The 17,734-nt window shown below is 65.3% G+C and carries 17 protein-coding genes and 2 riboswitches; of the genes, 13 read left to right on the top strand and 4 right to left on the bottom strand.

Going from position 1 to position 17,734, the window contains the following annotated elements; all coding sequences use genetic code 11:
- Positions 1-168 precede the first annotated feature (168 nt).
- From HY058_03815 to HY058_03805, 3 genes are read left to right on the top strand one after another with little or no spacing between them, the layout of a single operon-like run.
- A complete protein-coding gene (locus HY058_03815; protein ID MBI3496415.1) occupies positions 169-810 on the top strand; it encodes a chromate resistance protein in 642 nt (213 codons plus the stop codon).
- The gene (locus HY058_03810; protein ID MBI3496414.1) at positions 807-1,838 is read left to right on the top strand and encodes an ornithine cyclodeaminase family protein; all 1,032 of its coding nucleotides are present in this window, start codon (positions 807-809) and stop codon (positions 1,836-1,838) included. Before HY058_03815 ends, HY058_03810 begins: the two co-directional genes overlap by 4 nt.
- Positions 1,832-2,476, top strand: a complete 645-nt coding sequence (locus HY058_03805) for a glutathione S-transferase family protein (GenBank protein MBI3496413.1) — start codon at positions 1,832-1,834, stop codon at positions 2,474-2,476. Before HY058_03810 ends, HY058_03805 begins: the two co-directional genes overlap by 7 nt.
- Here the strand turns inward: HY058_03805 and rnhA are convergent.
- The 3 genes from rnhA to ispH all read right to left on the bottom strand — a co-directional run bounded on the left by rnhA (position 2,460) and on the right by ispH (position 5,076).
- Positions 2,460-2,936 carry a ribonuclease HI gene (gene rnhA, locus HY058_03800; protein MBI3496412.1) on the bottom strand — a complete coding sequence of 159 codons (477 nt, stop codon included), beginning with the start codon at positions 2,934-2,936 and terminating at the stop codon, positions 2,460-2,462. The two genes, HY058_03805 and rnhA, sit on opposite strands and share 17 nt — an antisense overlap.
- Positions 2,937-2,946: 10 nt before the next feature.
- Entirely contained in the window at positions 2,947-3,918 is a 972-nt protein-coding gene (locus HY058_03795; GenBank protein ID MBI3496411.1) for a homoserine kinase, read from the bottom strand.
- A gap of 201 nt (positions 3,919-4,119) precedes the next feature.
- Positions 4,120-5,076 (bottom strand): 4-hydroxy-3-methylbut-2-enyl diphosphate reductase, encoded by a 957-nt coding sequence (ispH, locus tag HY058_03790; protein ID MBI3496410.1) that lies wholly within the window; start codon positions 5,074-5,076, stop codon positions 4,120-4,122.
- Positions 5,077-5,325: 249 nt separating this feature from the next.
- On the opposite strand from ispH, the gene HY058_03785 reads away from it, so the two are divergent.
- The 3 genes from HY058_03785 to HY058_03775 are packed head-to-tail and all read left to right on the top strand — an operon-like array spanning position 5,326 to position 7,430.
- Entirely contained in the window at positions 5,326-5,565 is a 240-nt protein-coding gene (locus tag HY058_03785; protein ID MBI3496409.1) for a CDGSH iron-sulfur domain-containing protein, read from the top strand.
- A gap of 7 nt (positions 5,566-5,572) precedes the next feature.
- On the top strand, positions 5,573-6,097 hold the full coding sequence (locus HY058_03780; protein ID MBI3496408.1) for a hypothetical protein: 525 nt from the start codon (positions 5,573-5,575) through the stop codon (positions 6,095-6,097).
- Between the two features lie 25 nt (positions 6,098-6,122).
- Entirely contained in the window at positions 6,123-7,430 is a 1,308-nt protein-coding gene (locus tag HY058_03775) for an ArsB/NhaD family transporter (GenBank protein MBI3496407.1), read from the top strand.
- A 94-nt stretch (positions 7,431-7,524) separates the two neighbouring features.
- On the opposite strand, the gene HY058_03770 is transcribed toward HY058_03775, so the two are convergent.
- A complete protein-coding gene (locus tag HY058_03770; GenBank protein ID MBI3496406.1) occupies positions 7,525-7,815 on the bottom strand; it encodes a GIY-YIG nuclease family protein in 291 nt (96 codons plus the stop codon).
- Positions 7,816-7,979: 164 nt separating this feature from the next.
- Positions 7,980-8,080, top strand: a riboswitch (glycine riboswitch).
- Between the two features lies 1 nt (position 8,081).
- A riboswitch (glycine riboswitch) is annotated at positions 8,082-8,185 on the top strand.
- Between the two features lie 57 nt (positions 8,186-8,242).
- Between HY058_03770 and gcvT the strand changes: the two genes are divergently transcribed.
- The 7 genes from gcvT (at position 8,243) to HY058_03735 (ending at position 17,499) form a co-directional block, all read left to right on the top strand.
- The gene (gene gcvT, locus HY058_03765) at positions 8,243-9,349 is read left to right on the top strand and encodes a glycine cleavage system aminomethyltransferase GcvT (GenBank protein ID MBI3496405.1); all 1,107 of its coding nucleotides are present in this window, start codon (positions 8,243-8,245) and stop codon (positions 9,347-9,349) included.
- A gap of 22 nt (positions 9,350-9,371) precedes the next feature.
- Positions 9,372-9,749 carry a glycine cleavage system protein GcvH gene (gene gcvH / locus HY058_03760; protein MBI3496404.1) on the top strand — a complete coding sequence of 126 codons (378 nt, stop codon included), beginning with the start codon at positions 9,372-9,374 and terminating at the stop codon, positions 9,747-9,749.
- Positions 9,749-11,095: an aminomethyl-transferring glycine dehydrogenase subunit GcvPA gene (gcvPA, locus tag HY058_03755; protein ID MBI3496403.1), complete on the top strand. Its 1,347-nt coding sequence runs from the start codon at positions 9,749-9,751 to the stop codon at positions 11,093-11,095. The genes gcvH and gcvPA overlap by 1 nt, the downstream gene beginning before the upstream one ends.
- Positions 11,092-12,672 carry an aminomethyl-transferring glycine dehydrogenase subunit GcvPB gene (gene gcvPB / locus HY058_03750; GenBank protein ID MBI3496402.1) on the top strand — a complete coding sequence of 527 codons (1,581 nt, stop codon included), beginning with the start codon at positions 11,092-11,094 and terminating at the stop codon, positions 12,670-12,672. Before gcvPA ends, gcvPB begins: the two co-directional genes overlap by 4 nt.
- A gap of 243 nt (positions 12,673-12,915) precedes the next feature.
- Positions 12,916-14,244, top strand: coding sequence for a hydrolase (locus HY058_03745; GenBank protein MBI3496401.1), 1,329 nt, complete (start codon positions 12,916-12,918; stop codon positions 14,242-14,244).
- A 160-nt stretch (positions 14,245-14,404) separates the two neighbouring features.
- A complete protein-coding gene (locus HY058_03740; GenBank protein ID MBI3496400.1) occupies positions 14,405-15,853 on the top strand; it encodes an amidase in 1,449 nt (482 codons plus the stop codon).
- 221 nt (positions 15,854-16,074) lie between these two features.
- On the top strand, positions 16,075-17,499 hold the full coding sequence (locus HY058_03735; GenBank protein MBI3496399.1) for a pentapeptide repeat-containing protein: 1,425 nt from the start codon (positions 16,075-16,077) through the stop codon (positions 17,497-17,499).
- The last annotated feature ends 235 nt before the right edge of the window (positions 17,500-17,734 follow it).

The following is a 17,734-nucleotide window of genomic DNA, read 5'->3' as shown; positions in this document are numbered from 1 at the left end:
CAGACGCCCGGCATCCCAAGACGATCACCGTCCAAGTTCTGCCGTCGCTTCGCCTGGGAGCAACGGTATGATCTTGGCACAATCCCTCCCCTCACCTCTCGATCGCAATCCCTATTGCCGCGCCGCGCCCGAGCCGGCGGTGACGCGCCTACATGGGCAGCCGCTTCGATGATCTGGGTCACGCGGCGACCGCTCGCTCTCGAGCCGCTCGCTTGCGCTTGGCTGGTGCGGCGCTTCGTCGACACCGCCAGCGAATTCCGCTTCGCCGCCGTAGAGGACGTGGATCGGCTCGCCGCTGCCACCGGCGCCATTCCCTTTGCCGTCGCCGGCGTCAGGCTGGGGGGCATCGTCGAGCTGGAAAGGCTCGGCGACTTCGTGCATGTGTTCCGGCTGGACGCGCCCGGCATTCGGCGCTTCGAGCGGGCGGTCGGCGCCGCCGCCAACGACGCCGGCGCGGTGGTGCCGGAAGCCGCCGGTGCGCGCGCCATCCTCGCCGGCCTCCTCGATCGATCGCGAGAAGAGCAGGACGCGCTCCGCCTGGGCTTGCCGCTGGTCGATTGCCTCTATGCGTGGTGCCGCGAGGCCTCGTGGGAGCCGCATTGGCATCCCTGGGATCCGGCATCGAGGCTGCAGCGCTTCGCCGCCCGGCTCGCCGCGCGCTGTCGGGCGGGACGCACGCTCGGCCCGCGCCAGCCTTTGCCGCCGCTGGGACCCCATCTCCTCCGCGATCTCGGGATTGCCGATGATGACCTTTCCGGACGGGAGGAGCGCCGACGCTGGCAGAACCTGATGATACGGCGGGTGATATGACGACGCCCTCCTCGGGTGACACGGGAACGCTCATCTTCGGCCAGGCCGATGTGGCGCGGCTTCTCGATATCGGTTCCTGCATCCGGGTCGTCAAAGCGTCATTGATCGAGCAAGACAAGGGCCGTGCCATCGGCCCCGCCGTGCTCGGCCTCCATGCCGATGCCGGCAGCTTCCATGTGAAGGCCGGCGGGCTCAGGCTGCACCGCCTCTATGTCGCGGCCAAGATCAACGCCAACTTCCCGACCAATCCCGACCGTTTCGGCCTGCCGACGATCCAGGGCATGATCGGCCTCTTCGACGGCGGCAACGGACGCTTGCTGGCCGTGCTGGATTCGATCGAGATCACCGCCAAGCGCACCGCGGCGATGACGGCAGTGGCGGCGATGCACCTGGCGCTGCCCGACGCCGAGGTCGTCGCCATCATCGGCTGCGGCGTGCAGGGGCGCCACCAGCTCCGGGCGCTGAAAGAGGTACTGCCGCTGGAGCTCGCCTTGGTGGTCGACCGCGATCCCAAAGTCGCCGCCGCCTTCGCGGACGAGCTCGCAGCCGAGCTCGGAATCGAGATCCGCGTCGAGGCCACGATCGCCCGCGCGACCAGATGCGCCGATGTGTGCGTGACCTGCACGCCGGCCAGGGCGGCGCTCTTGGGCTTGGCCGATGTTCGGCCTGGCGCATTCATCGCCGCGGTCGGCGCCGACAACCCGGAAAAGCAGGAGTTGGCGCCCGACCTGATGGCGGCTTCGACCGTGGTCGTCGATCACCTCGAGCAGTGCATGGAGGGCGGCGATCTCAGGCACGCGATCCAGGCCGGAGCCATGCGCGCGGCGGACGTGCATGGGGAGCTGGCGGCGATCGTCGCCGGCCGCAAGCCCGGCCGCCGCCGGCCCGGAGAGATCGCCATATTCGACTCGACCGGGACCGCGTTGCAGGATGTCGCGGCGGCGGCATGCGTCTTCGAGGCGGCGTTGGCCTCAGGCCAAGCCTGTCGCGTCGACTTCGCCGGCAGCATTGGAGGTCCGGGATGCTGACGCTCTACGGCAATCTGGAATCGGGCAACGTCTACAAGGTCCGGCTGCTTTGGGGCTATCTCGGCATCGAGCATGCCCGCGTCGAGGTCAACCAGGTGAGCGGCGGGCCGCGCACGCCGGAATTCCGGCGCCTCAATCCCATCGGCAAGGTGCCGGCGGTCAGGCTCGACGATGGCCGCATGCTGTCGGAGTCCGGCGCCATCCTATTCTATTTCGCCCGCGGCACCGGCTTCTGGCCGGAGGATCCCTGGCTGCAGACCGAAACGCTGCGCTGGATGTTCTTCGAGCAGTACAGCCACGAGCCGGCGATCGCGGTCAATCGCTACATCCGCCGCTTCATGGCGGCCGATCCGGCGGAGGCCCGGCGCTTGGCCGAGAACCACGCGAGAGGCATGCACGCGCTCTCGGTCATGAACCAGCACTTGGCTCGGCAGGACTGGTTCGTCGAGGGCGGCATTTCGATCGCCGACATCGCGCTCTACGCCTACACGCATAATTGCCACGAAGGCGGCTTCGACTTGACCGGCTTCGACGCGGTGCGGCGCTGGCTCGCCCGCATCGAGGCCATGCAAGGGCATTTCCCGCAGATGCAGGAGACCAGCGCCGCGACGGTGGTTCCGCTCAGCCTTCCGGGTTAGCCGCCTCGGCCCTCGGAATCGCGGCCCGCGCCAGCTTGTCGACCCGCTCGTTCTCGGGATGGCCGGAATGGCCCTTGACCCACTCCCATTCCACCCTGTGCCCGGCCAAGGCCTGATCCAGGCGCTGCCACAGATCGACGTTCTTCACCGGCTGCTTGTCGGCTGTGCGCCAGCCATTCTTCTTCCAGCCGTGAATCCAGCGGGTGATGCCGTCCTTGACGTAGGTCGAGTCGGTGTGGACGCGCGCCGGGACCGGACGGGTCAAGCTCTCCAAGGCGCGGATCGCCGCCATCAGCTCCATACGGTTGTTGGTGGTCATGGGCTCGCCGCCGGAGAGCTCCTTCTCCACGCCGCGATAGCGCAGCATCGCCGCCCAGCCGCCGGGACCGGGATTGCCGCTGCAGGCACCGTCGGCATAGATCTCCACCAAGTCCTCGCCGCCGCCCTCTAGCTCGCTCATGGGGCCTCGCTCATGGCGGGCCGTCGAGGCCGTAGCCGGCGGGGCTCGAGACACCCTGATGGAAGCGGAGCTTGGCCACGTATTCGAGCGGGTCCTTGGGCTTGACCAAGGCGCCGTCCGGGTGATTGAGCCAGTCGTAGAGCCGGGTCAACAGGAAGCGCAGCGCCGAGCCGCGGCACAAGAGCGGCAGTGCGGCCAGCTCGTCGGCGGCGAGCGGCCGCTCCTTCTGGTAGGCGCCGACCATCAGCCGGGCCTTGGTCACATTGAAGCTCCAGTCCGGCTCGAAGCACCAGGCATTCAGGCAGACGGCGAGGTCGTAAGCGAGAAAGTCGGTGCAGGCAAAGTAGAAATCGATGAGGCCGGAGAGCCGCTCGCCGAGAAAGAACACGTTGTCGGGGAAGAGATCGGCATGAATGACGCCCTCCGGGAGACAAGACGGCCAGGCGTCTTCGAGGTGAGCCAGCTCGCGGGCGAGATATTGGCCGAGACCAGGCTTGACCGCGTCGGCACTCCCCGCCGTGGCGGCAAAGAGGCGCCGCCAGCCGGCGACCGATAGGTCGTTCGGGCGCCGCATGGAGAAATCGGCGCCGGCGCGATGCAGCTCCGCCAGCGCTTTTCCGACCGCGGTTGAGTGGACGGGCAGGATGCGGCGGGGCCACAGCCCTTCGAGGAAGGTCACGACCGCGGCTGGACGGCCGTTCAGCTCGCGCAAGGCTTTGCCGTCGCCGGCATGCAGCGGCGTCGGACAGGCGACGCCGCGGGAGGCCAAATGCTCCATCAATCCGAGGAAGAACGGCAGGTCGCCGAGGGCGACGCGCTTTTCGTAGAGGGTCAGGATGTAGCTGCTGGTCGTCGTGCGCAGCAGGAAATTGGAGTTCTCCACGCCCTCGGCGATGCCGGCGAAGCTGACCGGCGTGCCGATGTCATAGGCAGCGACGAACTCGGCGACCTCGTCGTCGGCGACGGCGGTATAGACGGCCATCGTCGGGGTTAGCGAACGCGGAACCGCGGGCGCGTGCCCTCACCCTCCCACGCATGCGCGTGGGTCCCTCCCTCTCCCGCGATGCAGGAGAGGGGTTCTTGCGCCGCGCTTTCGTAGCCCCTCGCCCGCATCGCGGGAGAGGGTGCCGAGCGCAGCGCGGCGGGTGAGGGTTTGCGTCTCATAGATGTCCGAGGTCGAGTCTCACGAGGCAAGCGCGCGGGGGAGCTTGAAGAAGACGTCTTCCGCGGTCACCGCCACCTCCTCGATGCTCACCTGGAAGCGTTGGCGGAGCAGGCTCACCAGCTCCTGCACCAGGGCCTCAGGCGCCGAGGCGCCGGCGGTGATGGCGAGGCGGGTGACGCCGTCGAGCCAGGCCCAGTCGAGCGCGCTCGCCCGCGGCAGAAGCTGCGCCTTGGGGCAGCCGGCGCTGCGGGCGACCTCGACCAGGCGGCGCGAATTGGAGGAGTTCGGCGCGCCGATCACCAGGACCGCGTCGACCCTGGGCGCCAGCTCCTTGACCGCACGCTGCCGGTTGGTCGTGGCGTAGCAGATGTCCTCCTTGCGCGGGCCGACGATCGCGGGAAATCGGCGCTTCAAGATGGCGACGATGCTGGCGGCCTCGTCGACCGACAGCGTCGTCTGGGTGATGTAGGCGAGCCGGAACGGCGGCTCGAGCTGGAGCGCCTCGGCCTGCTCGCGATTTTCCACGAGCAGGACCGCACCCGGCGGCAGCTGCCCCATGGTGCCGATGACTTCCGGGTGCCCGGCATGGCCGATGAGCACGATCTGCCTTCCCTCGGCATGCTGCCGCTCGGCCTCGTGGTGCACCTTGCTGACCAGCGGACAGGTCGCATCCATCTGCACCAGGCCGCGGCGACGCGCCTCTTCCGGCACGGTCTTGGGCACGCCATGGGCGGAGAACACCACCGGCGCCCCGTCCGGGACCTGGTCCAGCTCCTCGACGAAGACGGCACCCTTGGCTTCCAGCCCCTCGACCACGAACCGGTTGTGCACGATCTCGTGGCGCACATAGACCGGCGAGCCGAAGCGCTTCAAGGTCTCTTCCACGATCTGGATCGCCCGATCGACGCCGGCGCAAAAGCCGCGCGGCGCGGCCAACAGCACAGTCAGCGACGGTGAGGCTTCGCTCAAGCTCATTGCTCCCTAGTGTCCCGTTGAATCTAGTGTGATGATTCCGAAGTTCGCCGACGAACTTCGGAATCATCACACTAGCGGCCAAGCGGGCGCCCTTGTCTCCGCCGCGGCCGTTCTCTACAGTCGCCGCCGCCCGCCAGCCTCGAGCCGGCTCTCGGGAACCGACCCCCGAGCGGGATTGGCGGGCATGGTGGCAATGCCCCGGGATTCGCCGGGACCCTAGTACACCCAAACGTGCGAAGGAAGAGAGATATGGCAGATCCGATACCGGCACAGAAGGCGCCCTATGCAGTCAACGTCGACGCCGGAAAGCAGTATTGGTGGTGCCGCTGCGGTCGCTCGGCCAAACAGCCCTTCTGCGACGGCAGCCACAAGGGTACCGGCCTGGAACCATTGATGTACCCGGCGGATGCGGCAAAGACCCTTTACTTCTGCGGTTGCAAGGCGACGAAGACGCAACCTTTCTGCGACGGCACGCACAAGTCGCTTTAGGCCATCGGTGCGGCATCTCTCCCCGCTGCTCGTCCTTCTGGTCCTCCTGCTTGCGGCCTGCAGCAGCAGCAGCAAGAAGGAAGCGCCGACGGCCTGTCCCCGGGTGGCCGTGCTACAGGATCTGTCGCGCCTGACCGAGTTCCGCGAGGGTACCGGCCGCGACGTGACCGACCGGCGCTACGAGTTCGCCTTTGCCGGCCTGGCGGCGAGCTGCACCTATGACAAGACCGGCGTCACCATCGAGATCACCGTGCAGATTCAGGCGTTCCAAGGCCTGGCCGACCGCGACGGCAAGGCGCGCGTGCAATACTTCGCCGCGGTCCTCGATCCCGATGGACAGGTCCTGCAGAAAGAGGCCTTCGATACCGAGGCGGAATTCAAGGGCAAGCAGGCCCGCGTGCTGTTGAGCGAGGATCTGCGCCAGCGCATCCCGCTCTCCGAGCGCCTCAAGGGTCCGGGCTACTCCGTGCTGTTCGGCTTCCAGCTGACCGAGGCGCAGCTCCAATACCAGCATCGCACGCAGGGCCGCTGAGAATTATACCGAAAGGGACAGCCCTGTGAGCCAGGTGTGGATCGCGACCGCCATTCTCGTTGCGACCTATGTTCTCATCGTGACCGAGCGGATGAACCGCTCGATCGTGGCGCTCTTGGGCGCCGGGCTGATGATCGCCGTCGGCGTCTTGGATCAGAAGGAAGCGGTCAAGGGCGTCGACTTCAACACCATCGCGCTGTTGACCGGCATGATGATCCTGGTCTCGATCTCGCGCCGCTCGGGCATGTTCGAGTATCTGGCGGTGTGGTCGGCGAAGAAGGGCCGGGCCGAGCCCTGGGTCATGCTGCTGATGCTGTCGGTGACGACGGCGGTGCTGTCGGCTTTCCTCGACAATGTGACTACCGTGCTGCTGATCGCGCCCGTCACGCTCGTGGTCGCCCGCGAGCTGGGCGCCCCACCCTATCCCTTCCTCTTCGCCGAGGTCTTCGCCTCCAACATCGGCGGCACCGCCACCCTCATCGGCGACCCGCCCAACATCATCATCGGCTCGGCCGCCGGCCTGTCGTTCAACGAGTTCGTGCTGCACTTGACCCCGGTCATCCTCGTCGTCATGGCGGTCCAGGCGCTGGCGACCCACCTCGTCTGGGGCCGATCCATGCACGCGACGGCCGAGGCGCGCGCCCGCGTCATGGCCATGGACGAGCGCGCCACCATCACCGACTGGCCGCTGCTGTGGGCATCGCTCATCGTCATCGGCATGGTGATGATCGCCTTCGTGCTGGCGCGCCAGCTCGCGCTCGAGCCGGGCACCATCGCGCTCCTGGGTGCAGCCGCCCTCATGGTGCTCCACAACATCGAGCACCACGGCGAGAAGGAGAAGCAGAGCCGGCGGGTGACCGAGACCTACAACGAGATCGACTGGATCACGATCTTCTTCTTCGTCGGCCTCTTCATCGTGGTGCACGGGCTCGAGGTGACGGGGGTCTTGGCTTGGCTCGCCGACCGGCTCGTCCGGGCGACCGGCGGCAGCTTCGCGCTCACCGCCTACATCATTCTCTGGGCGTCGGCCTTCCTCTCCGCCATCGTCGACAACATTCCCTTCGTGGCGACGATGATTCCGCTGATCAAGGCGCTAGGGCCCGGCTTCGGCGGCGCCGACAAGCTCGAGCCGTTGTGGTGGGCGCTCTCCTTGGGCGCCTGCCTCGGCGGCAACGGCACCCTCATCGGCGCGTCGGCCAATCTGACCGTCGCCGGTATCGCCGAGCGCAACGGCATCGAATTCGGCTTCTGGACCTACACCAAGCACGCCTTCTGGCTGATGCTGATCAGCGTCGCCATCGCCCATGTGTATCTGTGGGCGAGGTATCTGTGATCGACAATCCTCCGATACGGCTGAGATCCGCAGTTTGATGCAGGCTGAAATATCATTCTTATCGTCATGGCCGGGCTTGTCCCGGCCATCCACGTCATGACGCAAGCCGATCGTATAGGTCGTCCCATCGGGGATTTTCGGCCAGGATCAGCCGGACCTTCCATGCGCGAGGCCAATGTTTCATGGTCTTCTCTCGTTGGATGGCAACCCCGATATCGTCGTGGCGTTCGACATAGACGAGTCGCTTGAGGCCACACCGCTTGCTGAAGCCGTCTGCCACGCCTTCCCGATGTTCCCAGGCACGGCGAGCCAAATCACTGGTGACACCCACAGAGAGCGTCCCGTTTGGCCGGTTGGTGATGATGTAGACCCATCCGCCTTTCACGGACGAAGTCTCGGCGAGCAACATCGCGATCGCAAGACACGACGTGGATGGCCGGGTCAAGCCCGGCCATGACGGAATATTACTCAGTTACCAAACGGAAGCATTGTTCCGCCGTCGCCTCATGTTGACTTTTATCGGGCCGGCGCTCACCTTGGCGCGGTCCATTGATCCCCGCGGGAGAGATCGGCCGAGCCCCTTGGCTTAGGCCGGCGCCGAAGGAGCAACCGCCCCGGAAACTCTCAGGTCCCAGGACCGTGGGGGGAGGACACTCTGGAAAGCAGGCGGGCACCACCCGCCTCACCGAAGAGGTAAACCCGAAGGGCGATTCCCTGCCCTTGGGGCCAATCTTTCAGGTTTGAGCGACAGAGGGGGCGTTGGCGCCGGAATTTCTCCGGTGCCGCGCCGAGCCCGGAGTTCGCTCAAGACCATGGCCGATCAGTCCCTCGCCAAGACGCCGTTGAACGCGCTCCATCGCGAGCTCGGCGCCAAGATGGTGCCCTTCGCCGGCTACGACATGCCGGTGCAATACCCCGCCGGGATCCTGGCCGAGCATCTGCACACCCGCGAAGCGGCCGGCCTTTTCGACGTCTCCCATATGGGCCAGGTGAAATTGACCGGCGCCGAGCGCGTGCCGGCCTTGGAGCGGCTGGTGCCGGGCGAGCTCAAGGCGCTGGCCTTGGGCCGCATGCGCTACAGCTTCTTCCTCGACGAGCAGGCCGGCATCCTCGACGATTTGATGGTGACCAATGCCGGCGACCATCTCTTCATGGTCGTCAATGCCGCCAACAAGCATGCCGATCTCGCCCATATGCGCCGGCATCTCAAGGGCGTCGGCATCGACTATCTGGAGGATCAGGCACTCTTGGCCCTGCAAGGCCCGGGGGCGGAGAAGGCGATGGCGAAGCTGTCGCCCGATGCGGTCAAGCTCGTCTTCCTGTCCGGCGCTGCGGTCGCGGTCGGCGGCTTTCCCTGCTTCGTCACCCGCTCCGGCTACACCGGCGAGGACGGCTTCGAGATCTCGGTTGCCGGCAGGCATGCGGAAGCGCTGGCGCGTCAGCTCTTGGAGGATCCGAGTGTGAAGCCGGTCGGCTTGGGCGCCCGGGATTCGCTGCGTCTGGAGGCCGGGCTCTGCCTGCACGGCCAAGACATCGATCCCACCACCACGCCGATCGAAGCCGATCTCGCCTGGGCCATCGGCAAGCGGCGGCGGGAGGAAGGCGGCTTTCCCGGAGCGGCGATCGTCAAGCGGCAGCTTGCCGAAGGTACGGCGCGGCGGCGCGTCGGCATCCGGCCGAAGGACAAGGCCCCGGCCCGCGCCCATACCAGCCTGACCGATGCCGAGGCGAAGACCATCGGCGAAATCACCTCGGGCGGGTTCGGACCCAGCCTCGGCGGTCCCATCGCGATGGGCTATGTCGCCATGAGCCAAGCGAAAACCGGCACCCAGATCTTCGCCGAGGTGCGCGGCACCAAGCGGCCGGCACGGGTGGCCGATCTGCCGTTCGTGCCGCACCGCTACCGGCGCGGCCGATGATGCTGAACAGGGAGAAGGACTGATGAGCGAGCTCAAATACAGCAGGGACCATGAATGGGTCCGGGTCGAGAACGGTGTCGGCACCATCGGGATCTCGAGCTACGCCCAGGAGCAGCTGGGCGACGTGGTCTATGTGGAGCTGCCGGCCAAGGGCAAGAAGGTGACGAAGGGCGGCGAATGCGCCACCGTCGAGTCGGTCAAAGCGGCAAGCGAGGTCTATGCGCCGGTGACCGGCGAGGTGGTGGAGGTGAACGCCAAGCTCGCCGAGACACCAGCCACGGTGAACGAGGACCCGACCGGCACCGGCTGGTTCTGCAAGATCAAGCTCGCCAAGCCGGCCGAGCTCGATGAGCTCATGGATGAAGCGGCCTATCAGAAATTTCTCGGCGAGCAGCCCTGATGCGCTACCTGCCGCTGACGCCGAACGACCGCCGCCAGATGCTGGCCGCCATCGGCGTGCCATCGGTCGACACGCTCTTCAAGGACGTGCCGGAGCAGGCCCGGCTCAAAGGCCCGGTGGATCTGCCGGCGCATCTGGGCGAGATCGAGGTCGAGCGCCTGCTCTCCGCCATCGCGGCCAAGAACCTCGCCGCCGGCTCCTGCCCCAGCTTCATCGGCGCCGGCGCCTATCGCCACCACGTGCCCGCCGCCGTCGACCACCTGATCCAGCGGGGCGAGTTCCTCACCTCCTACACGCCCTATCAGCCCGAAGTGGCCCAGGGCACCTTGCAATATCTCTTCGAATTCCAGACCCAAGTGGCGCTGATCACCGGCATGGAGGTGGCGAACGCCTCCATGTATGACGGCTCGACCGCGACCGCCGAAGCCGTGCTGATGGCGAACCGGATCACCCGCCGCCGCCGCGCGGTCCTCTCCGGCGGGCTCCATCCGATGTATCGCCAGGTCGTCGCCACCCACGCGAAATTTGCCGGCTTCAAAGCCGAGCTCTTGGCCCCCGACCCGCACGGCACGGAAGACATCGTAAATTCGCTCGGCGATGACGTCTCCGCGGTGGTCGTCCAGTATCCCAGCGTCTTCGGCCGCATCGGCGACCTCACGCCGATCGCCGAAGCGGCGCATGCCAAAGGCGCCTTGCTCATCGTCGTGGTGACCGAGATCGTCGCCTTGGGCGCCTTGGAATCGCCGGGCGCCATGGGTGCCGACATCGTCGTCGGCGAGGGCCAGTCGATCGGCAACGGCCTCACCTTCGGCGGCCCCTATGTCGGCCTGTTCGCGTCGCGCGAAAAATACGTGCGCCAGATGCCGGGGCGTCTCGTCGGCCAGACCCACGACGTCGACGGCAGGCGCGGCTGGGTGCTGACCTTGTCGACGCGCGAGCAGCATATCCGCCGCGAGAAGGCGACGAGCAACATCTGCACCAATTCCGGCCTCTGCGCGCTCGCCTTCACCATCCATATGGCGCTCCTCGGCGATGCCGGATTCACCCGGCTGGCAGCCCTCAACCACGCGGCCGCTATGCGGCTCGCCGACAAGCTCGGTCGCGTTCCCGGCGTGAGCGTCTTGAACCCGGCCTTCTTCAACGAGTTCACGGTGAAGCTGGCGAAGCCGGCCGCCCGCGTGGTCGAGCGCCTGGCGAAGAAGCGCATCCTCGCCGGCGTGCCGGTGAGCCGGTTCTATCCGCGCCAGAAGGACCTCGCCGATCTCCTGATCGTGGCGGCGACCGAGACCACCACCGAGAGCGACATGGAGGCACTTTCCGGTGCCTTCGCGGAGGCCGTCAGATGAGCGACTGGAACAAGGCGGTGACCGCCAGCGTCACCCAGGGCGGCTTCGCCCAGGCGGCGGGCACGCAAGCGCCCGGTGCCGGCCATCGCGGCTTGAGCCATGAGGAGCCGCTCATCTTCGAGCAGGGCCAGGCGGGACGCACTGGGGTTGACCTGCCGCCGCCGCCGGATCTGGCCGATCGCCTGGGCGGACTCGCGCGCCGGAAGCCGATCGGGCTTCCAGGCCTTTCCGAACCGCAGGTGATCCGCCACTTCACCAGGCTCAGCCAGAAGAACTACGCCATCGATGCCGGGATTTATCCCTTGGGATCCTGCACGATGAAGCACAATCCCAGGCTGAATGAGAAGATGGTGCGGCTGCCGGGCTTCAGCGACATCCATCCCATGCAGCCGATCTCCACCGTTCAGGGTGCCTTCGAGCTCATCGACCGGCTGGCCCACTGGCTGAAGACCTTGACCGGCATGCCGGCCGTCGCCCTCTCGCCGGCGGCGGGCGCCCATGGCGAGCTCTGCGGCATGCTGGCGATCCGCGCCGCCCATGATGCGCGGAAGGAGAAGCGCGGCCGGGTGCTGGTGCCGGAATCGGCCCATGGCACCAACCCTGCCACCGCGGCTGCGGCCGGCTATACGGTCGAGGCGGTGCCGGCGGACGCGAGGGGGCGTGTCGATCTGGCCGCCTTCCGCTCCCGGCTCGGGCCCGACGTGGCCGCGGTCATGGTGACCAACCCCAACACCTGCGGTCTCTTCGAGGGCGAGATCGGCGAGCTCGCCGATTCCGTGCATGCCGCCGGCGGCTATCTCTACTGCGACGGCGCCAACTTCAACGCCATCGTCGGGCGGGTCAGGCCCGGCGATCTCGGCATCGATGCCATGCACATCAACCTGCACAAGACGTTCTCCACGCCCCATGGCGGCGGCGGGCCGGGCAGCGGGCCGGTGGTGCTCTCCGAGGCCCTCGCCCCCTACGCGCCCTTGCCGCTCCTGGTGCATGGGCCCAAGGGCTTCGAGCTCATCGAATTCCCGTCCAGAGGCGGTGCGGGTGCGAAGTCGCTGGGACGGCTCAAGGCCTTCCACGGGCAGATGGGCATGTTCGTACGCGCGCTCACCTACATGATGAGCCACGGCTCCGACGGCTTGGCGCAGGTCGCGGGCGATGCCGTGCTGAACGCCAACTATGTGCTGTCCCGGCTCAAGGACGAGATGACGCCGGCCTTCCCCGGCACCTGCATGCACGAGGCCTTGTTTGACGATCGCTTCCTCAAGGATACCGGCGTCAGCACCCTCGACTTCGCCAAGGCCCTCATCGACGAGGGCTATCACCCGATGACCGTCTATTTCCCGCTGATCGTGCACGGCGCCATGCTGGTCGAGCCGACCGAGACCGAGAGCAAAGAGTCCATCGACCAGTTCATCGAGACCATGCGGGCTCTGGCGCGCCGCGCCAAAGCGGGCGACGCCGCGTATTTCCACGCAGCACCCAGGCTGACGCCGCGTCGCCGCCTGGACGAGACCGCGGCGGCGCGCAAGCCGATCCTGATCTGGCGGCCGGAGAGTGCCACCGCCGAGGCGGCGGAATAGACTGTGAATCCACAAGCGTTCCGATCGAGAAGTTCGTCAGTGCACGATGGAGTCTTGGACCGCTGCCGTGCGTCCTTCGACGAGCTCAGGATGAGGTTGTTCTTTCTGCCACGCCGGTCTTTCCGCAACGCGCAATTCCGCTCATCCTGAGCTTGTCGAAGGACGCACGATCGATGTGCAGGTGCCGCCTTATCTGACGAACGTCTCGATCAGGACACGAGCTGACAGAAAGGGAAAACGCCAATGATCGCGATCTTGCGGCGCATCGTCGTCGGCCTCGGCCTCGTCCTGGCGCCGGGTGCGCTGGCTCAGAGCGGCTCTCCGGCGCTGCCGATCGTCTTCGTCCATGGCAATGGCGACAATGCCGGGCTGTGGCATACGACGATCTGGCGTTTCGAATCCAACGGCTACGATCCCAGCCTGCTGATCGCCGTCGACATGGCGGCACCGCAGGCGCCCGGCGACGACACCAAGAGCGAGGAGAACCGCTCGACCAGCGCCGATCAGGCAGCCCAGCTCGCCGCCGCCGTCACCCGGGTGCTGATCCAAACCGGCCGCGACAAGGTGGTTCTCGTCGGCAACTCGCGGGGTGCGAATACCATCCGCAACTACGTCAAGTTCGGCGGCGGCCACACCCATGTGGCGCTGGTGATTCTGGGCGGCGGGGTTAATCACGGCGTCTATGTCGCGACCACCAGCCCGAACAGCGAGTTCAATGGCGGCGGCACCTTCATGACCAGGCTCAACGCCGATGGCGAGGTGTATCCAGGTGTGCGCTTCGTCACCATGCGCAGCGACAAATCCGACAAATACGCCCAGCCGACCGGCGAGTTCATCGGCAGGCCGGGCCAGCCGACCGGCGTCGACTATGATGCGCCCGCGCTCGCCGGCGCGGAGAACATCGTGCTTCCCGGGCTCGACCATCGCGAGGTGGCCTTCCATGCCCGAGCCTTCGCGGTCATGTACGAGGCGGTCCTCGGCCGGAAGCCGGCGACCACCGACATCGCACCCTCGCCCGCACCCAGCCTCGACGGCATGGTGGCCGGCTTTGCCAATGGCGCCTCCACCAACCTGCCGGTGCCGGGCGCCAGCGTCGAGGTCTTCTCGGTCGATCCCGCGACCGGCGCCAGAGAGGGAGCGGCGGCGCATCGCGCCATCACCGGATTCGACGGACGCTGGGGCCCGTTTGCGGCCAAGCCCGATGCCTATTACGAGTTCGTCGTCGACGCTCCGGGCTACCCGACCCAACACGTCTATCGGACACCCTTCCCTCGCTCCAGCCGCACTGTGCATTTGCACCTGAAGCCGATCGACCCGAAGCTGAAGGACGCCGCCGCCACCGTCACCATCAGTCGTCCCAGGGGCTATTTCGGAGAGGGCCGCGACACCTTCACCATCGACGGCAAGGTGCCCGACGGGGTCAATCCCGGCGTGCCGGGAACCTCGATCGCCAGCATGAGCTTCGCCCAGGCGGGCAAGCCGGTGGCGGTGGTGTTCAACAGCGAGCACATGACCGTCCGAGCCGAGTCGCCGGCGGCGGGGCAGGTCGCCATCGCCGAGTTCCATTACTGAGCGGCGCGACGAAGATCGCAAAACCCGGATTGCGCCCGAGCAGTCTCAGCATGAGCGGCCGGCGCGCTCTAAGGATCTCAATGATCTGCCATCGTCCACGGGGATCCTATACGCATTGTCCGCAGCCTCACGCATGTTCCCACGGATACGAGAAGACTCCATGAGCGATATCGCTTTCTGGTCGGCAAAAAAGCTCGCTGCCGCCATTCGCCGCCGCAAGCTCGGATCGCTCGAGCTGCTCGAGCATTATTGGCGGCGGCTGGAGCGCCACAACAAAGCGGTCAATGCCGTGGTCGCGACCGACCTCAGGGCCGCGCGCAAGCGGGCCAAGGCCGCCGACCGGGCGCTGGCCAAGGGCGAAATCTGGGGGCCGTTGCACGGCGTGCCGATGACGGTGAAAGATTCCTTCGCCGCCGGCAGCATGCCGACGAACTGGGGCGTGCCGGAGTTCAAAGACAATCGGCTCCCGTGGAACGCGCTGGCGGTGGACCGCTTCATCGCCGCGGGTGCCGTCGTCTTCGGCAAGACCAACGTGCCGATCTGGCTCGCCGATTGGCAGAGCTACAACGAGATCTACGGCACCACGAGCAATCCTTGGGATCTCGCGTGCACGCCGGGCGGCTCCTCGGGCGGGGCGGCGGCGGCGCTGGCGGCGGGCTTGACCGGACTCGAGATCGGCAGCGACATCGGCGGCTCGATCCGCGTGCCGGCGCATTTCTGCGGCGTCTACGGACACAAGCCGACCTTCGGGCTCTGCCCCAACCGCGGCCACGCGCTCGGCGACTGGGCGGCATCGGCCGACATATCCGTGATCGGTCCCATGGCGCGGAGTGCGGAGGATCTGGCGATCGCGCTCGAAATCATGGCCGGTCCGGAGGAGTTCGCCGGCGGCGGCTATCGCCTGGTCCCGGCGCGCCCGGCGAAGCGCCGGCTTCGCGACTTCCGCGTGGCGGTGATGGAGAGCGACCCGGTTGCCGAGGTCGATGCCGCGGTCGGCGATCGGCTGCAGGATCTCCTCGGCTTCCTCGCCAAGAGCCGGGTCAAGGTCAGAGAGGCGCGGCCCGACATCGACATGGGACGATGCCTGTCGGTCTTCGTCACGATGATGATCGCGGCACTCTCCGCCCGCCAACCGGCGGCGGATTTCAAGCGCAATCTCGAAGCGGCCCAAAAGCTCGACCCAAAAGACGACAGCCTCACGGCCGCGATCATCCGCGGCCAGGTGCTGCATCACAAGGATTGGCTGGTGCTGAACGAGCAGCGCCATCAGATGCGCCGCCGCTGGGCGCGCTTCTTCGAGGACTACGATGTCTTGCTTTGCCCGACCGCGCCGACCGTCGCCTTTCCCCATGATCACGGGCCGATGAACCAGCGGCAGGTCGCCATCAATGGCAAGAAGCGGCCGATGAATGCGCTCTTCTTCTGGGCGGGGCTGACCGGGATCTCCTATCTGCCCTCGACCGTGGCCCCCATCGGGCTTTCGCCGCAGGGTTTGCCGGTCGGCGTGCAGATCGTCGGCCCACAATACGGCGACTGGGTCACGATCGCCTTCGCTCAGGCGCTCGAGCGGGAGTATCAAGGATTCCAGGCGCCGCCGAAATTCGTTTGAGTGCCTTACGACCATTCAACTAAAGCGTGGAACGCGGAATGCCGCAAACCGATTTGGCCTCACTCTTCACGTGGACTCCAGATCAACTGAAGGTATGGCATGAGAGTCAATCCAAGCTTCACATCAACGAGCGATCGGACATCGTCCACTACGGCGGAAGGCTAACCAGTCACATCAGAGGTCTGCGAATACCGGGGCGACTGATCCTACGAGACGTTCTATTGGACGCACGTGACTTCATCTGCGGTGCGGAAATCGCCGGAGATATTCACTTCGAAAACGTACAATTTGAGAATGGCTTGGATCTGACCAATACGGTCTTCGCAGGCAAGGTCACATTCAAGAAATGCCGATTTATGCGCGACGTTCTCTTCGAAGCTACGACATTCGCTAAGGACATCACACTGTTGGAAACGACTACGACGCATGGCGGCATCTTTCGTCCTGTACTAGTTGGTGAGAGCGTCACGCTTCAAGGTCAATTGCATTCCAAATTTAGTATCGATCTCCGATCACGAGAGATCCAAGGTAACCTCTATCTAACTGGAGTCGATATCGACGGAGATGTCCTACTTGATAGAGCCAAAGTTCAAGGCGACCTCTTAATCAGCGGGACGTGCCGCGGCCCAGTGAGCTTGGTTCGAACATGCATACGCGGGCGCGCCCAGTTGGTCGCTCATTTCGTGAATGAAGGCCCACGACCGGCCCTCAACATCAGCCATGCAAGGTTCTACGGAAAACTTGAGTTCAGTGGAACCTGGTCAGGTATTGTTCGAGGGGTACGTTCAATCTTCGAAAAAGACGTTAATCTCGAGCGCATTGAAGCAAGGAAAATATGCTCATTTTACCGAGCGCAATTTAAGGGTCCAGTTACCGTTTCGGGAGCCTTCCAAGATAACGTAAGACTCAATCGTGCTCACTTCGCGCGTAGCGTTACGTTCGTTCGTGACACTGCATTTCGCGGGCAGGTGAGGTTTGACCGAGCTGTATTCGACGATCGCGCGATATTTCAAGGTGTGCTCCTTGAAGGGTTTTCGGATTTCCGCGATTGCAAATTTGCCGTAGCACCTGAATTCCACGGCGCGAGACTACATCCCGGCACGTCATTTTCTGTTGGTCGTCACTTTTGGAGGCAGTTCCAAGACATCAAAAGCGATGGAGCTGAGGCCGCATATCAGACGCTAAAAAAGATCCGAAGGGAGCACGAGGCCCATCGCGACGAGCAGCTATTTTTTGTCATGGAGCTGCGCTGCCGTAGCGTAAAGGAGCGCGGCATTGTAAGGATTTTTGCGCAGACGTACGGACTCTTTTCTCTTTATGGGCAGAGTATAGCTCGGCCAATCGCTTGGCTCGCGGGAGTCGGCGCACTGCTTGGTGCCACCGTGTATCGGATTGGATTCGATTCAGTAGCATCTGCAACGGCCGAGACGCGCATGTTAGCGCATATCCACTATACGCTGCGCCAGACACTACCCGTGCTGTATCCATTCACCGGTTCATGGGAAGCATTGTGGAAAACGACAATCGATGAAGCCGTCAAAGTCGTACCAATCATGCCAACTGTTGCCGCCTTACATGCATTGTTTTCATCGGTTCTACTTTTTCTGCTTCTTCTCGCGTTGAAGAACCGATTCAAGATGCAATAGGCAGCAGACGATGGTTCACGATTGCCGAGCGTGCCCCTGCTAGCCTGCTAGAACCTGTCCGCGTTTCTAAGTTTTACGTGTGCGCCTCCGGCGACCGCTCGGCGATGGCCTAGTCCGAACTTTACCCATTTTTCGAGCAAGGCGCTGATGTGACTCGCATTTGGTTGCGGGTCCTGACTACAGCGTCGGTTGGAGGGCGAGCAGATCGAAGGCGCGGCGCTGGGTTTGGGTCGGT

The organism is Pseudomonadota bacterium, from assembly GCA_016195085.1.
Taxonomy (GTDB): domain Bacteria; phylum Pseudomonadota; class Alphaproteobacteria; order SHVZ01; family SHVZ01; genus JACQAG01.
Note: the sequence above shows the minus strand (reverse complement) of the source record. Positions and strands in the feature narration are given on the sequence as shown.

Bases quoted from the DNA above. Each gene is read 5' to 3' on its own strand.
- HY058_03815 (MBI3496415.1), top strand. From the start codon at position 169: ATGATCTGGGTCACGCGGCGACCGCTCGCTCTCGAGCCGCTCGCTTGC.
- HY058_03810 (MBI3496414.1), top strand. From the start codon at position 807: ATGACGACGCCCTCCTCGGGTGACACGGGAACGCTCATCTTCGGCCAG.
- HY058_03805 (MBI3496413.1), top strand. From the start codon at position 1,832: ATGCTGACGCTCTACGGCAATCTGGAATCGGGCAACGTCTACAAGGTC.
- rnhA (MBI3496412.1), bottom strand. From the start codon at position 2,936: ATGAGCGAGCTAGAGGGCGGCGGCGAGGACTTGGTGGAGATCTATGCC.
- HY058_03795 (MBI3496411.1), bottom strand. From the start codon at position 3,918: ATGGCCGTCTATACCGCCGTCGCCGACGACGAGGTCGCCGAGTTCGTC.
- ispH (MBI3496410.1), bottom strand. From the start codon at position 5,076: ATGAGCTTGAGCGAAGCCTCACCGTCGCTGACTGTGCTGTTGGCCGCG.
- HY058_03785 (MBI3496409.1), top strand. From the start codon at position 5,326: ATGGCAGATCCGATACCGGCACAGAAGGCGCCCTATGCAGTCAACGTC.
- gcvT (MBI3496405.1), top strand. From the start codon at position 8,243: ATGGCCGATCAGTCCCTCGCCAAGACGCCGTTGAACGCGCTCCATCGC.
- gcvH (MBI3496404.1), top strand. From the start codon at position 9,372: ATGAGCGAGCTCAAATACAGCAGGGACCATGAATGGGTCCGGGTCGAG.
- gcvPA (MBI3496403.1), top strand. From the start codon at position 9,749: ATGCGCTACCTGCCGCTGACGCCGAACGACCGCCGCCAGATGCTGGCC.
- gcvPB (MBI3496402.1), top strand. From the start codon at position 11,092: ATGAGCGACTGGAACAAGGCGGTGACCGCCAGCGTCACCCAGGGCGGC.
- HY058_03745 (MBI3496401.1), top strand. From the start codon at position 12,916: ATGATCGCGATCTTGCGGCGCATCGTCGTCGGCCTCGGCCTCGTCCTG.
- HY058_03740 (MBI3496400.1), top strand. From the start codon at position 14,405: ATGAGCGATATCGCTTTCTGGTCGGCAAAAAAGCTCGCTGCCGCCATT.